The 18,832-nt window shown below is 62.1% G+C and carries 22 protein-coding genes; 1 reads left to right on the top strand and 21 read right to left on the bottom strand.

Annotation, left to right across the window (positions count from 1 at the left end; translation table 11 throughout):
• Positions 1-15: 15 nt before the first annotated feature.
• The 13 genes from fliQ to ACQ4WP_RS11090 form a co-directional block, all read right to left on the bottom strand.
• Positions 16-285, bottom strand: a complete 270-nt coding sequence (fliQ, locus tag ACQ4WP_RS11030) for a flagellar biosynthesis protein FliQ (protein ID WP_034754044.1) — start codon at positions 283-285, stop codon at positions 16-18.
• A 10-nt stretch (positions 286-295) separates the two neighbouring features.
• Entirely contained in the window at positions 296-1,072 is a 777-nt protein-coding gene (fliP, locus tag ACQ4WP_RS11035) for a flagellar type III secretion system pore protein FliP (RefSeq protein WP_436520490.1), read from the bottom strand.
• Positions 1,062-1,664: a flagellar biosynthetic protein FliO gene (gene fliO, locus ACQ4WP_RS11040; RefSeq protein ID WP_436520492.1), complete on the bottom strand. Its 603-nt coding sequence runs from the start codon at positions 1,662-1,664 to the stop codon at positions 1,062-1,064. The genes fliP and fliO overlap by 11 nt, the downstream gene beginning before the upstream one ends.
• Positions 1,661-2,095 (bottom strand): flagellar motor switch protein FliN, encoded by a 435-nt coding sequence (gene fliN, locus ACQ4WP_RS11045; RefSeq protein WP_034754038.1) that lies wholly within the window; start codon positions 2,093-2,095, stop codon positions 1,661-1,663. The genes fliO and fliN overlap by 4 nt, the downstream gene beginning before the upstream one ends.
• 52 nt (positions 2,096-2,147) lie before the next feature.
• Positions 2,148-3,134, bottom strand: a complete 987-nt coding sequence (gene fliM, locus ACQ4WP_RS11050) for a flagellar motor switch protein FliM (RefSeq protein ID WP_034754035.1) — start codon at positions 3,132-3,134, stop codon at positions 2,148-2,150.
• Between the two features lie 6 nt (positions 3,135-3,140).
• A complete protein-coding gene (gene fliL / locus ACQ4WP_RS11055) occupies positions 3,141-3,653 on the bottom strand; it encodes a flagellar basal body-associated protein FliL (protein WP_436520494.1) in 513 nt (170 codons plus the stop codon).
• Between the two features lie 186 nt (positions 3,654-3,839).
• The gene (locus ACQ4WP_RS11060; RefSeq protein WP_436520496.1) at positions 3,840-5,129 is read right to left on the bottom strand and encodes a flagellar hook-length control protein FliK; all 1,290 of its coding nucleotides are present in this window, start codon (positions 5,127-5,129) and stop codon (positions 3,840-3,842) included.
• A 19-nt stretch (positions 5,130-5,148) separates the two neighbouring features.
• The gene (fliJ, locus tag ACQ4WP_RS11065) at positions 5,149-5,589 is read right to left on the bottom strand and encodes a flagellar export protein FliJ (protein WP_436520498.1); all 441 of its coding nucleotides are present in this window, start codon (positions 5,587-5,589) and stop codon (positions 5,149-5,151) included.
• Between the two features lie 32 nt (positions 5,590-5,621).
• Entirely contained in the window at positions 5,622-6,938 is a 1,317-nt protein-coding gene (fliI, locus tag ACQ4WP_RS11070; protein WP_436520528.1) for a flagellar protein export ATPase FliI, read from the bottom strand.
• A gap of 89 nt (positions 6,939-7,027) precedes the next feature.
• The gene (locus ACQ4WP_RS11075) at positions 7,028-7,741 is read right to left on the bottom strand and encodes a flagellar assembly protein FliH (protein WP_436520530.1); all 714 of its coding nucleotides are present in this window, start codon (positions 7,739-7,741) and stop codon (positions 7,028-7,030) included.
• Positions 7,742-7,784: 43 nt separating this feature from the next.
• On the bottom strand, positions 7,785-8,783 hold the full coding sequence (gene fliG / locus ACQ4WP_RS11080; RefSeq protein ID WP_034787109.1) for a flagellar motor switch protein FliG: 999 nt from the start codon (positions 8,781-8,783) through the stop codon (positions 7,785-7,787).
• Positions 8,776-10,491, bottom strand: coding sequence for a flagellar basal-body MS-ring/collar protein FliF (fliF, locus tag ACQ4WP_RS11085; protein WP_436520500.1), 1,716 nt, complete (start codon positions 10,489-10,491; stop codon positions 8,776-8,778). Before fliF ends, fliG begins: the two co-directional genes overlap by 8 nt.
• Positions 10,492-10,577: 86 nt before the next feature.
• The gene (locus tag ACQ4WP_RS11090) at positions 10,578-10,922 is read right to left on the bottom strand and encodes a hypothetical protein (RefSeq protein WP_436520536.1); all 345 of its coding nucleotides are present in this window, start codon (positions 10,920-10,922) and stop codon (positions 10,578-10,580) included.
• On the opposite strand from ACQ4WP_RS11090, the gene fliE reads away from it, so the two are divergent.
• Positions 10,819-11,121 (top strand): flagellar hook-basal body complex protein FliE, encoded by a 303-nt coding sequence (fliE, locus tag ACQ4WP_RS11095; protein WP_436520532.1) that lies wholly within the window; start codon positions 10,819-10,821, stop codon positions 11,119-11,121. The genes ACQ4WP_RS11090 and fliE overlap by 104 nt on opposite strands.
• Before the next feature lie 143 nt (positions 11,122-11,264).
• Here the strand turns inward: fliE and ACQ4WP_RS11100 are convergent, their stop codons facing one another.
• The 8 genes from ACQ4WP_RS11100 to ACQ4WP_RS11135 form a co-directional block, all read right to left on the bottom strand.
• Complete coding sequence (locus ACQ4WP_RS11100) at positions 11,265-12,026, bottom strand: flagellar brake protein (RefSeq protein ID WP_436520502.1); 762 nt, start codon at positions 12,024-12,026, stop codon at positions 11,265-11,267.
• A gap of 10 nt (positions 12,027-12,036) precedes the next feature.
• A complete protein-coding gene (locus ACQ4WP_RS11105) occupies positions 12,037-12,363 on the bottom strand; it encodes an EscU/YscU/HrcU family type III secretion system export apparatus switch protein (RefSeq protein WP_436520504.1) in 327 nt (108 codons plus the stop codon).
• Positions 12,356-13,558: a flagellar hook-length control protein FliK gene (fliK, locus tag ACQ4WP_RS11110; RefSeq protein ID WP_436520506.1), complete on the bottom strand. Its 1,203-nt coding sequence runs from the start codon at positions 13,556-13,558 to the stop codon at positions 12,356-12,358. The genes ACQ4WP_RS11105 and fliK overlap by 8 nt, the downstream gene beginning before the upstream one ends.
• 25 nt (positions 13,559-13,583) lie before the next feature.
• Entirely contained in the window at positions 13,584-13,910 is a 327-nt protein-coding gene (locus tag ACQ4WP_RS11115) for a flagellar protein FliT (protein ID WP_436520508.1), read from the bottom strand.
• 3 nt (positions 13,911-13,913) lie between these two features.
• Complete coding sequence (gene fliS, locus ACQ4WP_RS11120) at positions 13,914-14,369, bottom strand: flagellar export chaperone FliS (RefSeq protein ID WP_436520510.1); 456 nt, start codon at positions 14,367-14,369, stop codon at positions 13,914-13,916.
• A 30-nt stretch (positions 14,370-14,399) separates the two neighbouring features.
• Positions 14,400-16,397, bottom strand: a complete 1,998-nt coding sequence (gene fliD, locus ACQ4WP_RS11125; protein WP_436520512.1) for a flagellar filament capping protein FliD — start codon at positions 16,395-16,397, stop codon at positions 14,400-14,402.
• 117 nt (positions 16,398-16,514) lie between these two features.
• Entirely contained in the window at positions 16,515-16,892 is a 378-nt protein-coding gene (locus ACQ4WP_RS11130) for a flagellar protein FlaG (RefSeq protein ID WP_436520514.1), read from the bottom strand.
• Positions 16,893-16,984: 92 nt separating this feature from the next.
• Positions 16,985-18,439: a flagellin N-terminal helical domain-containing protein gene (locus ACQ4WP_RS11135; protein WP_436520516.1), complete on the bottom strand. Its 1,455-nt coding sequence runs from the start codon at positions 18,437-18,439 to the stop codon at positions 16,985-16,987.
• Positions 18,440-18,832: the final 393 nt, after the last annotated feature.

The following is an 18,832-nucleotide window of genomic DNA, read 5'->3' on the forward strand; positions in this document are numbered from 1 at the left end:
TCAGCGATTGATGCACTAACCGACCAGGTTCGGGATGCCCGTGAAGACCTGGCGCATGTAGTCGAGCATGACGGACAGCATCCACGGGCCCGCCACGACGATGGCGACAAAGATGCCGACCAGCTTGGGGATGAAGGACAGGGTCGCCTCATTGATCTGCGTGGCCGCCTGGAAGATACTCACGATCAAGCCGATGATGAGGGCGACGAGCAACATGGGCGCGGCCACCATCAGGGTGATTTCCATCGCATGGCGGCCCAGGGTCATGACGCTTTCGGGTGTCATCGTATTTCCCCTAGTAAAAACTCTGAGACAAGGAGCCCAGCAGCAGTTGCCAGCCATCGACCAGCACGAACAGCATCAGCTTGAACGGCAGCGAGATTGTGGCCGGGGACATCATCATCATACCCATCGACATCAGCACGCTGGCGACCACCATGTCGATGATCAGGAAGGGGATGAAGATGGCAAAGCCGATCTGGAACGCCGTTTTCAGTTCACTGGTGACGAAGGCAGGCACGAGGATGCGCAGCGGCACGTCTTCCGGACCTTGCAGGGCCGGCGAGCGCGACATCTTGGCAAACAGGGCCAGGTCGGCCTGGCGCGTCTGCTTGAGCATGAAGGTTTTCAGGGGATCGACGCCCTTGTCCATGGCTTGCTGCATGCTGATCTTGTTTTCCTGGTAAGGCAGATAGGCATCCGTATAAATCTTGTCGAACACGGGACCCATGACGAACAGGGTCAGGAACAGGGCCAGTCCCACCAGCACCTGGTTGGGCGGCGCCGATTGCGTGCCGATGGCCTGGCGCAGCAGGGACAGCACGATGATGATGCGCGTAAAGCAGGTCATCATCAAGAGGGCCGCCGGCAAAAAGGTGAGCGACGTCATCAGGATGAGCGTCTGCACCGGCAGCGAGTAATTCTGTCCTCCGCCCGGCGCCGGCGTGCTGTTGAAGGCCGGGATGCCCGGCTGGGCCATGGCCCACAGCGGCAAGGCCAGCGCGACGGCCGCCAGCAGCCAGGTCAGGGGAGTCTTCACGTTGGACCACGCCATCTGCTGCTTATTTCCCATTGCGTTTTTCGATGGTCTGTTTCAGCCACTCGGAAAAATTGGCGGCCGCGGGGCCGTTTTGCGCCGTGGCCAGTTGCGGCAAATCGCCTTCCTGGCGTGGCATGGTGGCCAGCGCGTTGATGCGGCCGGGCGAGGCGCCGACGACGATCCACTGGTCGGCGACTTCGACGAGGACGATGCGTTCGCGTCCGCCCAGGTTGAGCGAACTGACGACGCGCATTTTATTGTTGCCGCCCATGACCTTGGGGCCATAGCGCTTCATGAACCAGGCCAGGCCGATCAGCAGGGCCAGCACGAACACCAGCGCGAAGATGGTTTGCAGCAAGCTACCGGCCGAGCTCGTCGGCGCCATCGTCATGGGCGCGCCGGGCGGGATGGCGGGCAGGGCGGCAGCTGGCGCGGGCGCCGCTTCAGCGGCTGCAGCGGGTTTTTCAGTTGCAACTTCGGCAGATGCGCTGGCTCCGGTGGCCGCCGGCGCTTCTGCCGTCACCGCTGCGGCAGCCGACGCGGGTGCTGGCGCCGGTGCAGCTTGGGCGATGCAGCAAGCTGCTGCCAGCGGCAGCAGGGTGGAAATCAACAGGCCAGGCTTCATTTATTCAATTTTCGGATGCGTTCGGAAGGCGTGATGATGTCGGTCAGGCGGATACCAAACTTGTCATTCACCACCACCACTTCGCCCTGGGCAATCAGGCAGCCGTTCACCAGCACGTCCATCGGTTCGCCGGCCAGGCCATCGAGCTCGACTACGGAACCCTGTGCCAGTTGCAGCAGGTTCTTGATGGCGATCTTGGTACGGCCCAGCTCGACCGTCAGCTGCACGGGGATATCGAGGATGAAATCGATATCGTTGTGCGTTTCCGACTTCGATGCCTGCTTGGAAAAGTCCTTGAACACGGCGGCGCTGGCCGCGCTGGCCGTATTGGCGGCCTGGTTTTGCAGCGCTTCGGCTTCCGCCTTGGCCTGCTCGGCAATAGCCGCGCCCCAATCGTCTTCCGCGCTTTGGTCGTCTTGGTTGTCAGACATGTGTTTCTCCTGTTGTACAGATGCGGACCGCCGCGCGGCCCGAGTGCATTACTTAATGATTATTCATGTTGTCGGCATTCGCCAGCAACTTTTCGACCTTTAGCGCATATTGTCCGTTCAACACGCCGTACGTGCAATCCATGACGGGCACGCCGTCGACGGTGGCGGCGATCAGTTCGGGGATGTTGAGCGGAATGATGTCGCCCACCTTCATGTTCAAAATCTCGTCGAACGAGACGCGCGCCGTGCCCAGCGAGGCCACCAGTTCGACTTCGGCGATCTGGATCTGCTGCGTCATCAGGCGAATCCAGCGCTTGTCCACTTCCAGCGCTTCGCCCTGCAGGCTGGAGGTCAGCGAATCGCGGATCGGCTCAATCATCGAATACGGCATGCAGAAGTGGATTTGTCCGGAAACGGAGCCCAGTTCCACCGTAAACGTGGAAGCCACCACCACTTCGTTCGGCGTGGCGATGTTGGCGAACTGCGTGTTCATTTCCGAACGGATATATTCGAATTCGACGGGGAAGACCGGCTCCCACGACTTGGTATAGGCTTCGAAGACGATGTCGAGGATGCGCAAAATGATGCGCTGTTCGGTCTGCGTAAAGTCGCGTCCTTCGACACGCGTATGAAAACGTCCGTCGCCGCCAAACAGATTGTCGACCAGCAGGAAGACCAGGCCCGGATCGAAGACCATCAGGGCCGTGCCGCGCAGCGGCTTCATGTGCACCAGGTTCAAATTGGTTGGCACCACCAGGTTGCGGATGAACTCGCTGTACTTCGACACGCGCACGGAACCCACCGACACTTCGGCGCTGCGGCGCAGGAAGTTGAACAGGCCCACGCGCAGCAGACGGGCGAAACGCTCGTTGATAATTTCCAACGTTGGCATCCGGCCGCGCACGATGCGCTCCTGGGTTGCCAGGTTGTAGGTACGAACTCCCGTGACATCTTCCGGCGCCTGCGCGTCGTCCTGGTCTCCGTTGACGCCCTTCAGAAGGGCATCGACTTCTTCCTGGGAGAGGAAATTATCGGCCATGGCTGCTTATTGAATGATGAATGCGGTAAATAATACGTCCGTCACGTCCTGCTCCGGCCCTTTGTCCTCGAACGGCTGGTTCACCTGATTGATGATTTCGGCCGCCAGTTGCTGCTTGCCTTCCACGGTATTGAGTTCGGATGCCTTCTTGCCGGATAGCAGCAGCAGCAAGCGGCTGCGCACTTTCGGCATGTTGACCTTGATCAAGTCCATTTCTTCCGGGCTGCTGGCCTGCAAGGTAAACGCGATTTGCAGGTATTGCTCGCCATTTTCCGGCTGCAAGTTGACGGTGAAGGAGTCGATGGGCACGAAGACGGGCGGACCTGCCTTGGAAGCGGCATGTTTCTTCTTGCTGGGTGCCGATTCTTCTTTATCGGCCTTGCCATGCAGGAAGTACCAGGCGGCACCGCCACCGATGCCGCCAGCCACCAGTACCGAGGCCAGCACGATGATCAGAAGCTTCTTTTTCGAGGCACCGGCGGGAGCCAGGCCTGCATCTGCTTTCGGATCTGCTTTCATTTTTGGATTTGCTTTCAATGGTACTCGAGTGCATGGAAGTGGATCACGACACCATTATGTCATTATCGGCAAATTCTGCGCAGAAGGATGCAGTGAAAAGAGGGCGGAAGCGCCCTCAACTCGCTGTTTTTATACGAAAACTTACGCTGTGGGGCGCGCCTGTGGCCCGCGGGCGACGAATTGGTCTCAGGCAAAGGTATCCACGGCACTCAGGCTGGGCCGGCTGCGTCCGCCTGCCGCTGGCGCGATGGCGATCTCGCCACCCGCTACTCCGCCGCCCTGGCCATTGCCGCGCCGTTCGCCCGAGGCGGCCCGTTCGCCATTGTTTTGTTGCTCCCGCGTGCCGGCCGAGACGGTGGCACTGCCGAAGGCGATGCCCGCTTCGCTCATCATCTCGCGCAGGCGCGGCATGGCCGCTTCCAGCGCCTGGCGCACTTCGGGCTGGGCCGACATGAAGGCGGCATCGGCCTGGTCATTGGTGACCGTCAGGACCACTTGCACGGGTCCCAGGTCGGGTGGATTCAGGGTCAGGGTGGCGCTCTGGTCGCCACCGGCCGCCATCCACACGACTTTTTGCCCCAGTTGCTGGTCCCAGGCCGGCGTGCCGACCCGGCCCGTCAGCTTGTCTGCCGGCACGGCCACAGCGGCGGCGGCTTGCTGCAGCGCGCTTGGCTGCAACTGGGCCGCCAAGCGGCTCAGGTCGGCTGGCGTTTCCTTGATAATCGGTTCGGCCACGGCGGTGCCAGCCCTGGCGGTGGCCGCCAACTGGGCATCGATGGCCAGCTTGCCCGGCTCGGCCTTGCCGGTCGGCACGCTGGTGCCGGGTGTGGTGGCCGCCTTGCCCTGTGCCTGGCCCAGGCTGTCGGCAAAGTCGCCGCTGTCGGCTTGCGCGATGACAGTGGCGGTAGCCTTGCCGCTGCCCTGGCCGGCTGCCAGTAATGGCCCTGTGGCCAGGTTCTTGGCGTCGGCCTTGACGCCGGCGCGCGCGGGCAGTTCCGGCACGGCCTTGGCCGCTGGCGGCTGGATGGCCAACTGGATGCTGCCCACCAGGGCCAGCATTTCGGCGGCCGGATCGGCTGGCGGCGGTGCTGTCTCGGTGGGGATGGCGGGCACGCTTGCCTCGGCCTCGGCCGCGGTGCTGGAACTATCACCGGTGGCGGGCGCGGCCGCCTCGCTGGCCGGCGCGGATGGCTGTGCGCTGCTGGCCGCCTGTTCGGTGCCTGCTTGCGCCGGCTTCGCTTCCCTGGCTGGCGCCTGGGCGGGTGCCGGCGTGGCGGCAGGGCTGGCGGGGCGGGGCGCCGCCGGTGCTGCTGCTTGCTCCATAGTGCGGCTGGCCTGGCGTTGCTCGATCTGGCGGTTCAGGGTGCGCTGGAAGTCGCCCGTCGTGCCGCTGCCGGGCGGCTGGCTGCGGTTGGCGGCGCCCGGCGTGGCGTTTGGCGAGACAATCTGGGAAATCGGGTTTTGCAGGGTTTGCATGATGCTGCCTCAGTGTTGCTTAGCGTTTGTAATAGGCTTGTCGCGCCGCGTGCTCATCCATTGCTTTCTGGTCGCGCTTGTTTTCCAGCTTCAGTGCCTGTTCCTGCGCCCGGTTGTTCAGGGTGGTGTACGACATGCGCTTGCGTTCGGCCAGCTGCCAGCGCATCTTTTCATTATCGCTGCGCGCTTGCGCATGCTCGACCACCTGCAGCTGGCCCAGGATGGCGCTGTCGAGCTTGACCATGAAGGCCTGGAAATTGCGGTAGGCCGTGGGCGTAATGCCGCTGCTCATGCTCGCCTCAAAACGCTGGGCATAGTCATCGCGGTAGCCGGACAGCATGTCGAGCTTCTGGCGGCAATCGTCCAGCGCTTTCAGGGCCGCGCCCAGACGCTTGGCGCAATCATCCGTTTCGCGCTGGGCAAGGTCAATCAGGGTTGCAAGTTGGGAAGGAGAAGCCATGCTTGATTATATTCCCGCTATGCAAGCCCTCATCACTCGAATAGAGCGGTAAGTTGCCCCAAGCTCTCGTCCATACTGACCCGTTCCGTGATTTGCTGTTGCAAAAAGGCCTCGATCTTTTCATGCAGGGCGATAGCCTGGTCCAGCACGGGATCGGTGCCGGCGCTGTAGGCGCCCACGCTGATCAGGTCGCGGCTGCGTTCATAGCGCGAATACAGTTGCTTGAGCTTGCGCGCCTGCTGCTGGTGTTCAGGCGTGGTGATCGAGTGGGCAGCGCGTGAAATCGATTGCTCGATGTCGATGGCGGGGTAGTGTCCCGCCTCGGCCAGGCGGCGGTTGAGCACGATATGGCCGTCGAGAATCGCGCGCGCCGAGTCGGCGATCGGGTCCTGCTGGTCGTCGCCCTCGGTCAGCACGGTATAGAAGGCGGTGATCGATCCGCCGCCTTCCTCGCCATTGCCGGCCCGTTCCACCAGCACGGGCAGCTTGGCGAAGACGGACGGCGGATAGCCCTTGGTGGCAGGCGGCTCGCCGATGGCCAGGGCGATTTCGCGTTGCGCCATGGCGTAGCGGGTCAGAGAATCCATGATCAACAGTACATTTTGCCCCTGGTCGCGGAAATATTCGGCAATGGCCGTCGCATACGCGGCGCCCTGCAGGCGCATCAGGGGCGGCGTGTCGGCCGGCGCCGCCACGACGACGGAGCGGGCCAGGCCTTCGGCGCCGAGGATCTGCTCGATGAATTCCTTCACCTCGCGTCCCCGTTCGCCGATCAGGCCGACGACGATCACGTCCGCCTCCGTGTAGCGGGCCATCATACCCAGCAGCACGCTCTTGCCCACGCCGGAACCGGCGAACAGGCCCATGCGCTGGCCCCGGCCTACGGTCAGCATGGCATTGATCGAGCGCACGCCTACGTCCAGCGTGGCCACGATGGGCGCGCGGCCCAGGGGATTGGCGGGGCGTACATTGATGGGGGCGCTATCGGTCGTATGCAGCGGGCCCAGCTGATCAAGCGGGCGGCCCGCGCCGTCGAGCACGCGGCCCAGCAGTTGCGGACCCACGGGCAGGTGGCGCGCGCGGTCGCTGGGGCGGCGGCGCGGGTGCGCCACGCTGCCGGGGCGGGGGATGGCCGGTTCGACGGAAAACACGCGCGTGCCGGGCACGATGCCCTCGACGTCGCTTTGCGGCATCAAAAACAGGCGCTCGCCTTCAAAACCCACCACTTCCGCCTCGACCCGCCCGCCATTCGGCAGCGGCACGGTACAGGCGGCGCCGACGGCCAGGCGCAGGCCCACGGCTTCCATCACCAGGCCGGCCACGCGCGTGACCCGCCCCGAAATTTGCATCGGTTCGACAAAGCCGACCACGGCCGAACAGTCGCTCAGGTAGGCGCGCCAGCGCGCCGCATGGGCAGTGGGGCCTTTGACGGGCTCGCTCACGGCGCCAGCCAGTCCAGGTCCTTGCCCAGCGCATGCGTCAGGCGCTGCCAGCGGGTGGACGTCTGCGCGTCGATCTGGTTGCTGGCCGTGTCGATCTTGCAACCGCCGCGTTCCACGGTCGGGTCTTCGATGACACGCCAGCCACCTTTGTCGAGTTCATCGCCGATGCCGTCGCGTACCACTTGCGCGTCTTCCGGATTGAGCATCAGCAAGGCCGGTTGTTGCAGCACGGGCAAGTATTCGATGGCTGCCCTTACCATCGGCAGCATCAGCTCGGGGCGCACCGGCAAGGCCGTTTTCAGCATGCCCTTGGCTAGTTGCAAGGCCAGTTCCATGACGTCGTTGGCGATCAGTTCATCGGCCTGGTGCACGGCCGTGCCGAAGTCGACGGCGATGGTTTGCAGATGCGCCAGTTCGACGGCGGATTCCGCCTTGCCTTGCGCATACGATTGCGCATGGCCATCGGCATGCCCGGCCGCGTGGCCTTCCGAATAGCCGGCGGCGCGACCCTCATCGAAGGCCGTGGCGCGCGCTTCCTCGCGGATGGCGTCAAGTTCTTCCTGCGTCGGATACTCGAGCGACGGGGCCAGCTCTTCTTCGTGCAGCTCGCCGTATGGATCAACGCCCGGGTCGAATTCCGCTTCCGGCTCCGGTTCGAGCAGCTTGCGCGCCGCCACCACGCTGGGACGCTCGTCGCCAAACGAGGTCATTTCCCAGCGCTGGTAAGCGGTTTGCTGCTCTTTTGGTATTAAATTAGACAAACGAATCCTCGCCTTTTCCACCCAGTACTATCTGCCCTTCGTCCGCCAGGCGGCGCACGATTTGCAGGATCTGTTTCTGTTGCGATTCCACTTCCGACAGGCGCACGGGGCCTTTCGACTCCAGGTCTTCGCGCATCATCTCGCCGGCGCGCTGCGACATGTTCTTGAAGATCTTGTCGCGCAGCTCTTGCGAGGCGCCTTTCAGGGCGATGATCAGCATTTCCGACTGCACTTCGCGCAGCAGCAATTGAATGCCGCGGTCGTCGATGTCGATCACGTTGTCGAACACGAACATTTCGTCCATGATCTTTTGCGCCATGTCGTTGTCGTAATTCTTGATATTGTCCATGACGGAGCCTTCTTGCTCGCCGCTCATGAAGTTGAGGATCTCGGCCGCCGCGCGCACGCCGCCCAGCGACGATTTCTTGATGTTTTCGTTACCGGACAGCAGTTTCGTCAACACGTCGTTGAGTTCGCGCAAGGCGGCCGGCTGCACGCCGTCCAGGGTGGCGATGCGCAGCACCACGTCGTTGCGCAGGCGGTCCGTGAAATGGCCGAGGATTTCGCAGGCCTGGTCGCGTTCCAGGTGGACCAGGATGGTGGCGATGATCTGCGGGTGTTCGTTGCGGATCAGCTCGGACACGGATTGCGAATCCATCCACTTCAGCGATTCGATGCCGGACGCATCCTTGCCGCCCAGGATGCGCGACAGCAGCACGGAAGCCTTGTCGTCGCCCAGCGCCTTGGTGAGGACTTGGCGGATATATTCGTCCGAATCGAGGCCGACGGTGGAATTGAGTTCCGTCTGCGCGCGGAAGTCGTCGAGCACCTCGACCACCTGTTCGTGCGCAATGCCCTTCATGGTGGCCATGGCGGCGCCCAGTTTCAGCACTTCGCGCGGGCCGAGGAATTTCATGACCTCGGCCGCTTCGCTCTCGCCCAGTGCCAGCATCAGGATGGATGCTTTTTGCAGTCCCGTTGTCTCAGTCATTATTGCCTATCCATGCTTTGATTACGTTGGCCACCACGCGCGGGTCTTCCTGTGCCAGTTTCCTGGCCATCGCCAGGTTTTCGCGATAACCGCGGGCCGTATCTTCTTCCAGTTCTTCCAGCTCGGCTTCGCTGAGCAGGACTACGTTTTCTGCACCGTCCTTGGCGAGTTCCGGCTCGATGACGGGTGGCGGGGCGCCGAAATCGTCGATCTTGCGCATCACGGGGCGCAGCATCGGGCGCACGATCTTGATGAAGATATACAGCAGAATCAGGGCCGTGATGAGGAATTTCGCCAGTTCCTTGGCCAGCGGCAAGTTCGCCGGGTCGCGCCACCACTCCAGCTTGCCTTCCGGCGCGCGGTCGATGCCGTCGAAGGGCGAGTTGGCCACGCTGAAGCTGTCGCCGCGCTCCTTGTTGTAGCCCATCGCTTCCTTGACCAGATTATTGATCTGGACCATTTCAGCAGGGGAAATCGGCTTGACCGTGACCTTGCCATCCTTGTCGAAGCTGCGGCGGTAGTTGACGACGACGGCTACCGACAGGCGGCGCAAGCCGCCCATGGATTTCTGCTCGTAGCGCACGGTCTTGTCAACTTCGTAATTTGTCGTCGATTCTTTCTGGGTCGGTGCAGTCGGTGCGCCAGCTGCGGCGCCCGGTGCCTCGGCCGTCAATGGCGCCGTGGCCACGCCAGGCGGCTGGTTCGACAGGGCGCCCGGCACGCCGGACGGATTGGCATTGCCGGCGCCCGTCGATTCGCTCGTTTGCTGGCTGCGGATGGTGGACGCTTCCGGCGGCGAGTTCGGCTTGTAGGTTTCTGCCGCCTGCTCGCTTTGCGAGAAATCCACGTCGGCCGTCGCTTCGGCGCGCACATTGCCTTCACCGACGATGGGCAGCAAGATCGATTCGACTTGCTTGATCACGCTTTGCTGCAATTGCTGCACGTACTTTAATTGGTTGGGGTCCAGGCTCTTGATGCCGTTGGCGCGGTCCTTGTCCTTTTCCTGATTCGACAGCAGGGTGCCGGCCTGGTCGACCACGGTGACATTGATCGGCAGCAATTCCGGCACGCTGGACGCCACCAGGTGCACGATGGCGCTTACCTGCAACTGGTCCAGGCCGCGGCCCGGATGCAGGTTCAGCAGCACGGAGGCCGTCGGTTTTTGCTGTTCGCGCACGAAGACGGACGGTTTTGGCAGGGCCAGGTGGACGCGCGCCGTGTCGACGGCGGACACCGATTCGATCGATTTGGCCAGTTCGCCTTCGAGCGCGCGCTGGAAATTGACCTGTTCCAGAAATTGCGAGACGCCCAGCTTCTGGTTTTCCATCAGCTCGAAACCCACGTTGCCGCCCTTCGGCAAGCCTTGCGCGGCCAGCTTCAGGCGCGCATCGTGGACTTGCTCGGACGGCACGAGGATGGCGCCGCCCCCTTCGGAAAACTTGTGCTTGATGCCCAACTGGTCCAGCGACGCGGTGATGGCGCCGCCGTCGCGGTCCGTATAGTTGGAAAACAGGACCTTGTACTCGGGCGGCTGGTTCCACATGTACAGGGCCACGCCGATGGCAATCAGTGCCGCCACGCCCAGGCCGCGCAGGAAATTCTTGCCCATCGGCGTCTTGGCGAAGGCTTGCACGGACTCCACGGGAGAGCGGGCAGGCGCCGGTTCCGGCGGTATGCGGTTCACATCGATTTCTTCGGCTACAGCCATGATTGCCTTCCGGGGCGCGTGTTATTGACGGGTATTGGGTGATGCGTGGGGGCCGCTTCCACTGGAGGAGGGGGCGATATGCAGAATTATCCGCCACTGTCACGCGCTTCAATCGTCCAAACAGAAGGCGCTTTTGCCGCCTGCTCGGCCGAGCGGCTGGCGTTGGCACTGGTATTGTGGAACCTTGGCAACATGTGACGGAAGTTATTGTACCCGTCGTTGCCTTGCTGACTGGAGTTTTGTTCTCCGGAAGCAACAGGCAGGAATAGACGAGAATCGGGAGGCAAAGTGAAAACAGGCGGTATCGATAGCAGCAGGATCGAGGCGATGATCGCGCAACTGAAGTCGGCGGCCACGCGGCCGGAGGCGAAAATACCGGCGATCCAGACCGAGGCGCCGGCGGCGAAGGTGAATTTTGCCGATGCCTTCAAGAGCGCGCTGGACTCCGTGAGCGGCGCGCAAAAGGCCTCGTCGGCGATGGGCCAGCGCTTTACCATGGGCGACGACAAGGTCAGCCTGTCGGATGTGATGGTGTCGATGCAAAAGTCCAGCATCGAATTCCAGGCGACGGTGCAGGTGAGAAATAAATTAGTTTCTGCATATCATGAAATCATGAATATGCAAGTTTGATACAGGCAAGTGTATTGGTATGTCACGAACGCCTTACAAACCGTAGCGAGCGGAAGTCAGTTGTGGCCGAGAAGCGGAACTGTACTCTAGTACAGTGAGCATCGCAGGCCGCAAATGGCGACGCGCAGCAGGTTTGTAAGGTGTTAACCCAGCCCCGCCATGCGCGCATTCCTCTCACGCTCCAGTCGCGTGATATAGCGCTGCACGTGCGCCAGCATGCTGCGCGGCAGGTCGACGAACTGGCAGCCCAGGCGGCGGTTCAGCTTGTTGTTCAGCAGGGTCATGTCCAGCGAATTGCGAATTTGCAAGGTGGCGGTGACGATGCCGACGTCGGGCAAGTCGATACGACAGCCGGGATAGTCCCTGCCGATGGTTTCGCCCAGTATCAGTTTATTGTCCAGGATGGCGATGCCGCCGCAGCTGATGTCCGCCAGCGGGAACGGCGTGTCGGTGCCGCCCAGCGAGGGCGGCAGGGGAATCGAGACGCGCACGGGATTGCTCACGGGCGTGGTCATGCGGTAGTACTCGCGCCGCTGCAAGCGGATCAATGTTTCTGGAATGGCAATTTTCAAGGCGGGCGTGCCGCCGTACTGGCACTCTTGCACCAGGGAGCTGGCAAACAGGATGCGGATCTTGTCGAGCGAGGTTTCAAACGAGATGCCGGTGGCGGCCAGCATGCGCCGGTTCTGGTCGGCGTTCACGGAACGGTCGAGGATGACGGTATTGTGTTCGGCATCGACTTCCAGGATGGAGGTGACGCACACATCGGATTCTCCGTGGATCAGCATGCGGATCAGCTGGTTCTTTTCGCTGATGCTGCGCAGCAAGGCGATGATCTCCCGCCGCGATTCCACTTCAAAGTCATGCCAGTTTTCGAGGCCGGAATCCATAATATGTACTTGCATTGATGCCTGTCTATGTATCGGTGAGGTTGACGCTGGTGTCGGGCGGCGGCGGGATGGGGCTGCCCTTCGCAGTTTCAATATGATATAACCAGGCCAGCAGTTCCGCAATCGCCCGATACAGGCCGGGCGGAATCTGGCGGTCCAGGTCGACATCCATCAGCAGCGCCACCAATTCCTTCGATTCATGCACGAAGACGCCGTGTTCGCGCGCCGTGCTGATGATCTGGTCCGCGATCAGGCCGCTGCCCTTGGCCACCACCTTGGGCGCTGGCGTGCCGCTCTGGTAAGCCAGGGCGACAGCCGTCTGCGGCACCTTGCGCTTGGTGTCGTCAAGCATCGCCGTCTGCTCCTGGCGCCGCTGCTGGCGCTTCGGCCGCCTCCGGCTTGCCGGCGATGCTCAGGGAGGACAGGGGCCAGCCGGCGGCGGCTAGCGACGCTTCCAGCCGCGCCGCATGCTGGCGCAAGGTGTCGGCGCTGCCTTCGCTGCCGGCCTGCATCTGGATGGCCACCCGGCCGCCCTGCAAGACCACGTGCGCGGCCAGGTCGCCCAGCAGGGGGAACTGGAAGCGCACATTGCTGCGCCAGGTCGTCGCTTCCGCGTCGTCTTGCGTGCCAGCGTGCTGCTGGCCTTCCGGCGCATCCTGGCTGATGTCCCACTGCATCTTCTGGCCGGGCCAGGCTTCGCCCTGCCACTGCACGCGCGCCTGTTCGTGCGTATGCAGCTGTAAATTGATCAGTTGCGCCGAGGCCAGGTCGGTGCCCGTCCTGGCCATGTCGCCCTGTGCCGCCTTCTGCATTTGCGGCTCCAGCAGCAGCGAGGCCAGCGGCCGCTTGCCTTCGGCCCATTCGGCCACATGCGATTCATAGAACAAGCCGCTGCTGCCGACCGTGTCGCGCAGTTTTTGCGCCACCTGCGCCGGATCGCTACCCGGCATGGCCATCAGCGGCGTCCTGCCGACCAGCGCCAGGGGCGCGCCGGGCACGCTTTCCGCCTGGCTGAGCACAGTGCTGATGGCGCGCGCGGTGGTGCTCAGTTCCGGCGCCGGCGTATCGCTTGCCAGGGCGGGCAGCAGATTGGCCGGCGTCAGGGGCGCGCGGCTGAGCAGGGTGGCGGCCGTGCTGCTGGCGCGCGTGCCCGCCTGGGCGGCGCCTGGCTGGGGGCCGCGCAGGTCGGCAGCCTCGGGCTCGGCATCCGCGTCCGCATACGTCAGCAGGGTGCTGGCGGGTTGGTCGCGGTTGTTGCCGATTTGAAAAGAGGGGCGTGGATTGATGCCGATCAAGGTCAGCGGGATTTCCGTGCCCGGCTGGGCGCCGGCGGGCAGCTGCATGCGGGCAGGCGTGCCGGCCACGCGCACCAGGTAACTGCCGTCGCCCATGCGGGCCAGCACCTGGCCCTGCATGGATTTGCCGATCAGTCCCTGCAGCGAGCGCTGGAACTCGGCCTGGCGCGGGTCGGCGACGGCGTCGGCCGCCCGCGTGGCCTTGACCGGGGTCAAGGGCGTCATGCCGATGGCATCCATCTTCGGCAACATGATAGTGACCTTGCCCCTTGGGCGTTTAGACGCCGTAGGCGTTGGCCAGGCGCCGTTCGGTGCCCGTGCTGTTGATCAGCTTGGACAAATGCGCCATCCACGGCATGGTCAGGTCGCGGATCTTGCGGTCGTCTTCCAGGATCTGCTTGATCAGGGCAACCTTGCGCTGGCGGCCGGCGCTTTCCAGCACGACTTTTGCTTCATTCGCCTTCAGCGATTCCACGTGCGCGCTCACTTGCTGCTCCAGTGCTTCTAGCGCGTCCCAGTCGGCGTTGCTGGCGGCGGTCACCATCCGGCCCGTCAGGGATTGCATGGTTTCGTAGGTAGTCAGGACTTCTTGATGGGTCATCATGGCTCAGGCGCTCGCATAGTTGGAGATGCGGGTAACAGATGCATCGCTAGCGGCAATATTCATGCCGGAAGGCGTGCCTATGGCGTTCCAGGTGTCGCGCAGTCCGGTCAGAAGGCCCTGTATCTCTTCGAGGATGTTCAGGTCATTTTTCAGGTTGGCCATCAGCAATCGCGCGCCCATGTATTCATACAGCGCATCGAGGTTTTCGGCGATCTCGCCGCCCGCATTCTTGTCCAGGCTGGCGCGCAGTCCCTGGTCGATCAGCTGCATGGCGCGTGAAATCGACTTGCCCTTTTCAGGGATATTGCCTGCTTTCATGTGCATCTGCGCGCTCAGCACGGCCACCAGCGCGCCGTCGAATAGCATGGCGATCAGCTTGTGCGGGGAAGCGGCACCTATACCCGTTTCCAGGCCAACCTTGGCGTACGATTGCGCGCCCTTGTTTGATGATCCAAACATTCGTTTTCCTCTAGTAGATATGCGTTAACTCTAAGACAGCTTCGCCAGTTGCTGAGTCAAATAATTGGTGATGCTGTTCATCGAACTGAGCTTCACGTCGAGTGAACTGTATTGCTTGCGCAGCCTCGCCTCGGTCAGGGTCAGGCGGCTATTGAGCGCATCGCGCTGCTTGGCGATATCGGCAATGCTCTTGTTCAAGCCATCATTCTTGTTTTGAATCAGGCCCGACGTGCCCAGGTAACTGTCGGTAGTGCTGGCGAACAGCGCACTGACGCCTTTCGAAATATTCACCGTACCCCGGCTACCCAGCTGGCCGCCGTTGATCAGCACCGCAATGCCGGCGCTGCCGGAGCCGGGCGAACCGGTCAGGGTCTGACCGCTGCCGACGGCCACGGCGCCGTCGATGGTGCCCGCTACGTCCACGCCGGTGGTCATGGTCGGGCTGCCAAACAGTCCATCGGCGCCGTTGCCGGTAATTTCCAGCTTCGACGCGGTACCATATTTGTTCGAGGTAATACTGATGATGCCGTTTAGCTGCTTGACCGTCACGCCGACAGTTTTGTCGGTGCTGCCGGAGGCGCCATTGATCAGCGACTGCAGGTGGCTGACCAGGCTGTCCGCCGTGTAGGTGCCCGGCACCAGCGTGGCCTTGCTGCTGACGCCATTGATCGTCATCGAAAGGTTGTCGTTGACGCCGGCGACGATGCTCAGGCCCGCCGGTGCACTGCCCGCCAGGGTGCCTTGCGTGGCCAGCTTGGAAATCGAGATGGCCTTGGTGCCGACCGTCGAGTTGCTGGTCGAGCTGACGAAGCTGACCAGGCTGTCGCTGGTCGAACCGGAGGTGGCCAGCAGTTTGATGACGTCGTCCGGAGTCTTGTCGATGGCCGTTTGCAGCTTGCCCGTATCGAGCTTGAGCGTGCCATCCTTTTGGAAGGCGACGCCCAGCTGGCTCAGGCTCGTCACGCTACCTGACAAGCCAGGCACATTGCTGGAAAACATCTTGCGCAAGCTCGCCTGCAGGCTCAGCGTGGTCGAGTCGCCCACCAGCGGGCCGCCCGTGCGCGCCGCACCCTGCTTCTGGTCCGGCGTGACGGCCGTCAAGCCGTTGATGGTCGTGTTCAGCTCGTTGTAGGCCTTGACGAAGTTGCTCAGGGCCGTCTTGATGCCGGAGGTGTCCATGCTGACGCCGACATTGCTGGCGCCGATCTTCAGCACCGACATCGTCACGCCAGGCACGGCGTTGTCGACGTTATTGGTCTGGCTGGTGATGGCCACGCCATTGACGGTCAGTTTGGCATTTTGGCCAGCATTGCTTTGCTTCATGTTCTGCGTGCCATTCGGCGCGTAGGACAATAAATTGCTCAAATCCTGGTCGCCAGCCACGGAAACACGCATGCTTGACGTTTCGCCGCTCTTGTCCGAGGTCAGCACCAGGCGGTTCGGCGTGCTGCTACCGTCGGAAATAATGCTGGCGGTCACGCCGACGCCAGCCTTGTTGATGGCGTCGCGGATGCCTTGCAGCGAGTTGTTGCTGCCGTCGATGGTGACGGTGCGGGCCGTGCGCGTCGCATCGAGATCGAAAGTGGCCCCCGTATACTTGCCGTCGGCCAGGGTGCCGCCCGTGACGCTGCCGAAGTCAAAAGTAAGCACGGTGCTGGCGCCAGAACCGATCAGCGCGCTGGTGCTGACCTGTCCGGCGGCGCTGATGGTTTGCGCCTGCGCCAACTGGGTCACGTTGACGCTGTAGTTGCCCTTGACTGTGTCCTTGCCGGCGGTGGCGGTCAGGACCTTGTCATCCGAGGTGGTGGCATTGGCCACCTTGTATTTGGAGGCGTCGGCCAGGGCGGTGACGGTGGTCTGGAACGCGCCGACGGCGCCGCTCAGGGTGCCATAGGCGGATAATTGGGTGGTGATGGCCTTCTCTTTGCTCTGCATGGCGACAAAGGGGCGGCTCTCCACGGTCATCAGTTGACTGACCAGGCCACTTACGTCGAGGACACCACCAGTACTGAGGGATGAAACAGCCACAATGACCTCCTAGGGAATGCATGAATATAACTGGTTAACGGCACATTTCATCCATACTTTAGAGGGGTATTTAACCGCCTGTTTGTCCTATGCCCAAAGCGGTGACACAGGGGCGGCTTACGCCGTTTGCCGGATCAGCAAGCCTTGCACTTTTTCCAGGGCCTTGCCGATTTCTAATGCTTCCTTGGTGGGCATCTGGCGGATGACTTCGCGCGTTTGCTGGTCGATCACCTTGACGACGGTGCGCTCGCTGTCGGTGTCGACCGAAAACTCCAGCTCGCGCGACATGAACTGCATGGCCTTGTTGATGTCGCTGACGGCCTGCCTGACCTCTCTCAGCTCGGACTGCGCTTCTTCCTTGCTGGCGGCCTTGCCGGTGGGCTTGCTGTCCGTGGCCGCTGGCGCCGCAGGCTTGGCGGCAGTGGTGCCGCCTGACGTGACCGCGGTACGCTGCTGCAGTGCGGCTGGGACGCCGCCGGTTGCCTGGATATCCATGATGTTGTCCTCTAAAGAAAAATCCCCGGCAGATCAAGATGCGTCATCTGACCGGCCGGGGAGGGCTATGCTACGGTGCTGCCTGGCGGTGATTAACCGCGCAGCAGCGACAGCACGCCGTTAGGCAGCGAGTTGGCCTGGGCCAGCATCGCAGTACCAGCCTGTTGCAGGATGGTGCCGCGCGTCAGCTTGGCCGTTTCCGACGCGAAGTCGGTATCCTGGATGCGGCTACGCGAAGCCGACAGATTTTCCGAGGTCGATTCCAGGTTGCTGACAGCCGTTTCAAAACGCGACTGCAAGGCACCGAAGGAAGCGCGCTGGCTGTTGACACTCGACAAAGCGGAATCGAGAATCTTCAGCGCATCGTTGGCACCCTTGACGGTTGACACGTCGATGCTGGCGACCGATTTCAGGCTGGCGGCGCCGGCGACAACACCATTCTTGCCTGGGGCCGAATCACTGCCGATCGAAAAACCCTTGTCGGAGTTCATCGAAATATAGCCCATCGTCGTTGCGGTCTCGCCAGTGCCGATGGACGCCGTGGTGCCTACCCCGCCGGCCGAGTCGATGGACGCCGCGGTCACCAGCGAGGTGGCATCGGTACTGTTGTTTTTCAGCGTGACGTTATTGCCGGAAGTGTTGGTCAGCACCAGGCCATCGTTGGTGTCGTTCAACTTGGCGGTGACGCCGGTAGTGGACGACACGTCATTGAAGGCGCTCACTGCCGAGGCCAGGCCCGATGCATTGAGCGCTGCGCCCACCGTGAAGGTGACGTTGGCGGCGGTAGCGTTGTCGGAGGTGACTGCCAGCGAATACACTTTGCCCGCAACAAACTTGGCCGATTCGTCGGTCTTGGCCGTTGCCGTCACGCCCGTCTTGTCGGTCGCACCATTGATGGTCGCCGCCAGCGATTGTGCGGTGTCCGTCGTTTTGGCCGTAATCGTTGCCGATTGCAGCCCTTGAATGTCGAAGGTGCCGCCGCTGTAGGCGGTGCCGCTGGTGACCGTGGTCGGTGCTGCGCTGGTTGCCTGGTTATTGCCGTAGTTGCTGGTACGGAAGTTGGCGGTGGTGGCCTGGATGGTCTGGCCAGCGTTGGCGCCGACCTGGAACGATGCCGTGCCGAACGAGCCGTCGAGCAGTTTCAAGCCGTTGAATTCCGACGTTTGCGAGATGCGGTCGGCTTCCGACAGCAACTGGCCTACCTCAGCCTGGATTGCCTTGCGGTCGCCTGCCGAGTTGGTGGCGTTCGACGATTGCACCGACAATTCACGTACGCGTTGCAGGATGTTACCCGTCGAAGCCAGCGAACCCTCGGCCGTTTGCAGCAGCGACACGCCGTCGTTGGCGTTGCGCTTGGCTTGATCGAGACCGCGGATTTGCGAGGTGAAGCGCTCAGAAATCGCCAGGCCAGCAGCATCGTCTTTGGCGCTATTGATGCGCAAACCCGAAGACAGGCGTTGCAATGACGTGGACAGGGCGGACTGCGATGTGCTCAGGTTGCGTTGCGCATTCAGTGACGCGGTATTGGTATTGATGACTGAGGCCATTTTGAAGCTCCTTGCTATATATTTTGGCTATGTGCCTTGTACCTTGGTCTGCCCCTGCCTTCCGGGGCACTCACACCGCAGTTATATTCATTAACGGAGTGGGGCATGGAAAGTTTAGGGAAATAAAGCGAGTATATTTTTTGTTTTGCCCCTCAAGTTGCCATAGGCGAGGACGCATAAACGGCACGCTTTGACGAAACTTTAGGGCTGTAAATAATTAAATATAAGAAATAATTTTTACTATTTTTCATATCGGCACGGGGAGAATGAAATGGGCGCCTCCCTCCCGATTCAGGCGATTCGGGCGAAGTAGGTCTGGTAGCGGGTAGCACGATAGGGGGGATCCTCACGGGCCTACGGCGTCAAAGCGCCTAAAGTGGAAGTATCACAACT

It is taken from the genome of Janthinobacterium lyxosi (genome assembly GCF_051380665.1).
In the GTDB taxonomy this organism is placed as follows: Bacteria; Pseudomonadota; Gammaproteobacteria; order Burkholderiales; family Burkholderiaceae_D; genus Janthinobacterium.

Excerpts from the sequence above, each read along its gene's own strand:
- fliQ (WP_034754044.1), bottom strand. The coding sequence starts at position 285 with ATGACACCCGAAAGCGTCATGACCCTGGGCCGCCATGCGATGGAAATC.
- fliP (WP_436520490.1), bottom strand. The coding sequence starts at position 1,072 with ATGGGAAATAAGCAGCAGATGGCGTGGTCCAACGTGAAGACTCCCCTG.
- fliO (WP_436520492.1), bottom strand. The coding sequence starts at position 1,664 with ATGAAGCCTGGCCTGTTGATTTCCACCCTGCTGCCGCTGGCAGCAGCT.
- fliN (WP_034754038.1), bottom strand. The coding sequence starts at position 2,095 with ATGTCTGACAACCAAGACGACCAAAGCGCGGAAGACGATTGGGGCGCG.
- fliM (WP_034754035.1), bottom strand. The coding sequence starts at position 3,134 with ATGGCCGATAATTTCCTCTCCCAGGAAGAAGTCGATGCCCTTCTGAAG.
- fliL (WP_436520494.1), bottom strand. The coding sequence starts at position 3,653 with ATGAAAGCAGATCCGAAAGCAGATGCAGGCCTGGCTCCCGCCGGTGCC.
- ACQ4WP_RS11060 (WP_436520496.1), bottom strand. The coding sequence starts at position 5,129 with ATGCAAACCCTGCAAAACCCGATTTCCCAGATTGTCTCGCCAAACGCC.
- fliJ (WP_436520498.1), bottom strand. The coding sequence starts at position 5,589 with ATGGCTTCTCCTTCCCAACTTGCAACCCTGATTGACCTTGCCCAGCGC.
- fliI (WP_436520528.1), bottom strand. The coding sequence starts at position 6,938 with ATGCAAATTTCGGGGCGGGTCACGCGCGTGGCCGGCCTGGTGATGGAA.
- ACQ4WP_RS11075 (WP_436520530.1), bottom strand. The coding sequence starts at position 7,741 with ATGACCTCGTTTGGCGACGAGCGTCCCAGCGTGGTGGCGGCGCGCAAG.
- fliG (WP_034787109.1), bottom strand. The coding sequence starts at position 8,783 with ATGACTGAGACAACGGGACTGCAAAAAGCATCCATCCTGATGCTGGCA.
- fliF (WP_436520500.1), bottom strand. The coding sequence starts at position 10,491 with ATGGCTGTAGCCGAAGAAATCGATGTGAACCGCATACCGCCGGAACCG.
- fliE (WP_436520532.1), top strand. The coding sequence starts at position 10,819 with ATGATCGCGCAACTGAAGTCGGCGGCCACGCGGCCGGAGGCGAAAATA.
- ACQ4WP_RS11100 (WP_436520502.1), bottom strand. The coding sequence starts at position 12,026 with ATGCAAGTACATATTATGGATTCCGGCCTCGAAAACTGGCATGACTTT.
- ACQ4WP_RS11105 (WP_436520504.1), bottom strand. The coding sequence starts at position 12,363 with ATGCTTGACGACACCAAGCGCAAGGTGCCGCAGACGGCTGTCGCCCTG.
- fliK (WP_436520506.1), bottom strand. The coding sequence starts at position 13,558 with ATGTTGCCGAAGATGGATGCCATCGGCATGACGCCCTTGACCCCGGTC.
- ACQ4WP_RS11115 (WP_436520508.1), bottom strand. The coding sequence starts at position 13,910 with ATGATGACCCATCAAGAAGTCCTGACTACCTACGAAACCATGCAATCC.
- fliS (WP_436520510.1), bottom strand. The coding sequence starts at position 14,369 with ATGTTTGGATCATCAAACAAGGGCGCGCAATCGTACGCCAAGGTTGGC.
- ACQ4WP_RS11130 (WP_436520514.1), bottom strand. The coding sequence starts at position 16,892 with ATGGATATCCAGGCAACCGGCGGCGTCCCAGCCGCACTGCAGCAGCGT.
- ACQ4WP_RS11135 (WP_436520516.1), bottom strand. The coding sequence starts at position 18,439 with ATGGCCTCAGTCATCAATACCAATACCGCGTCACTGAATGCGCAACGC.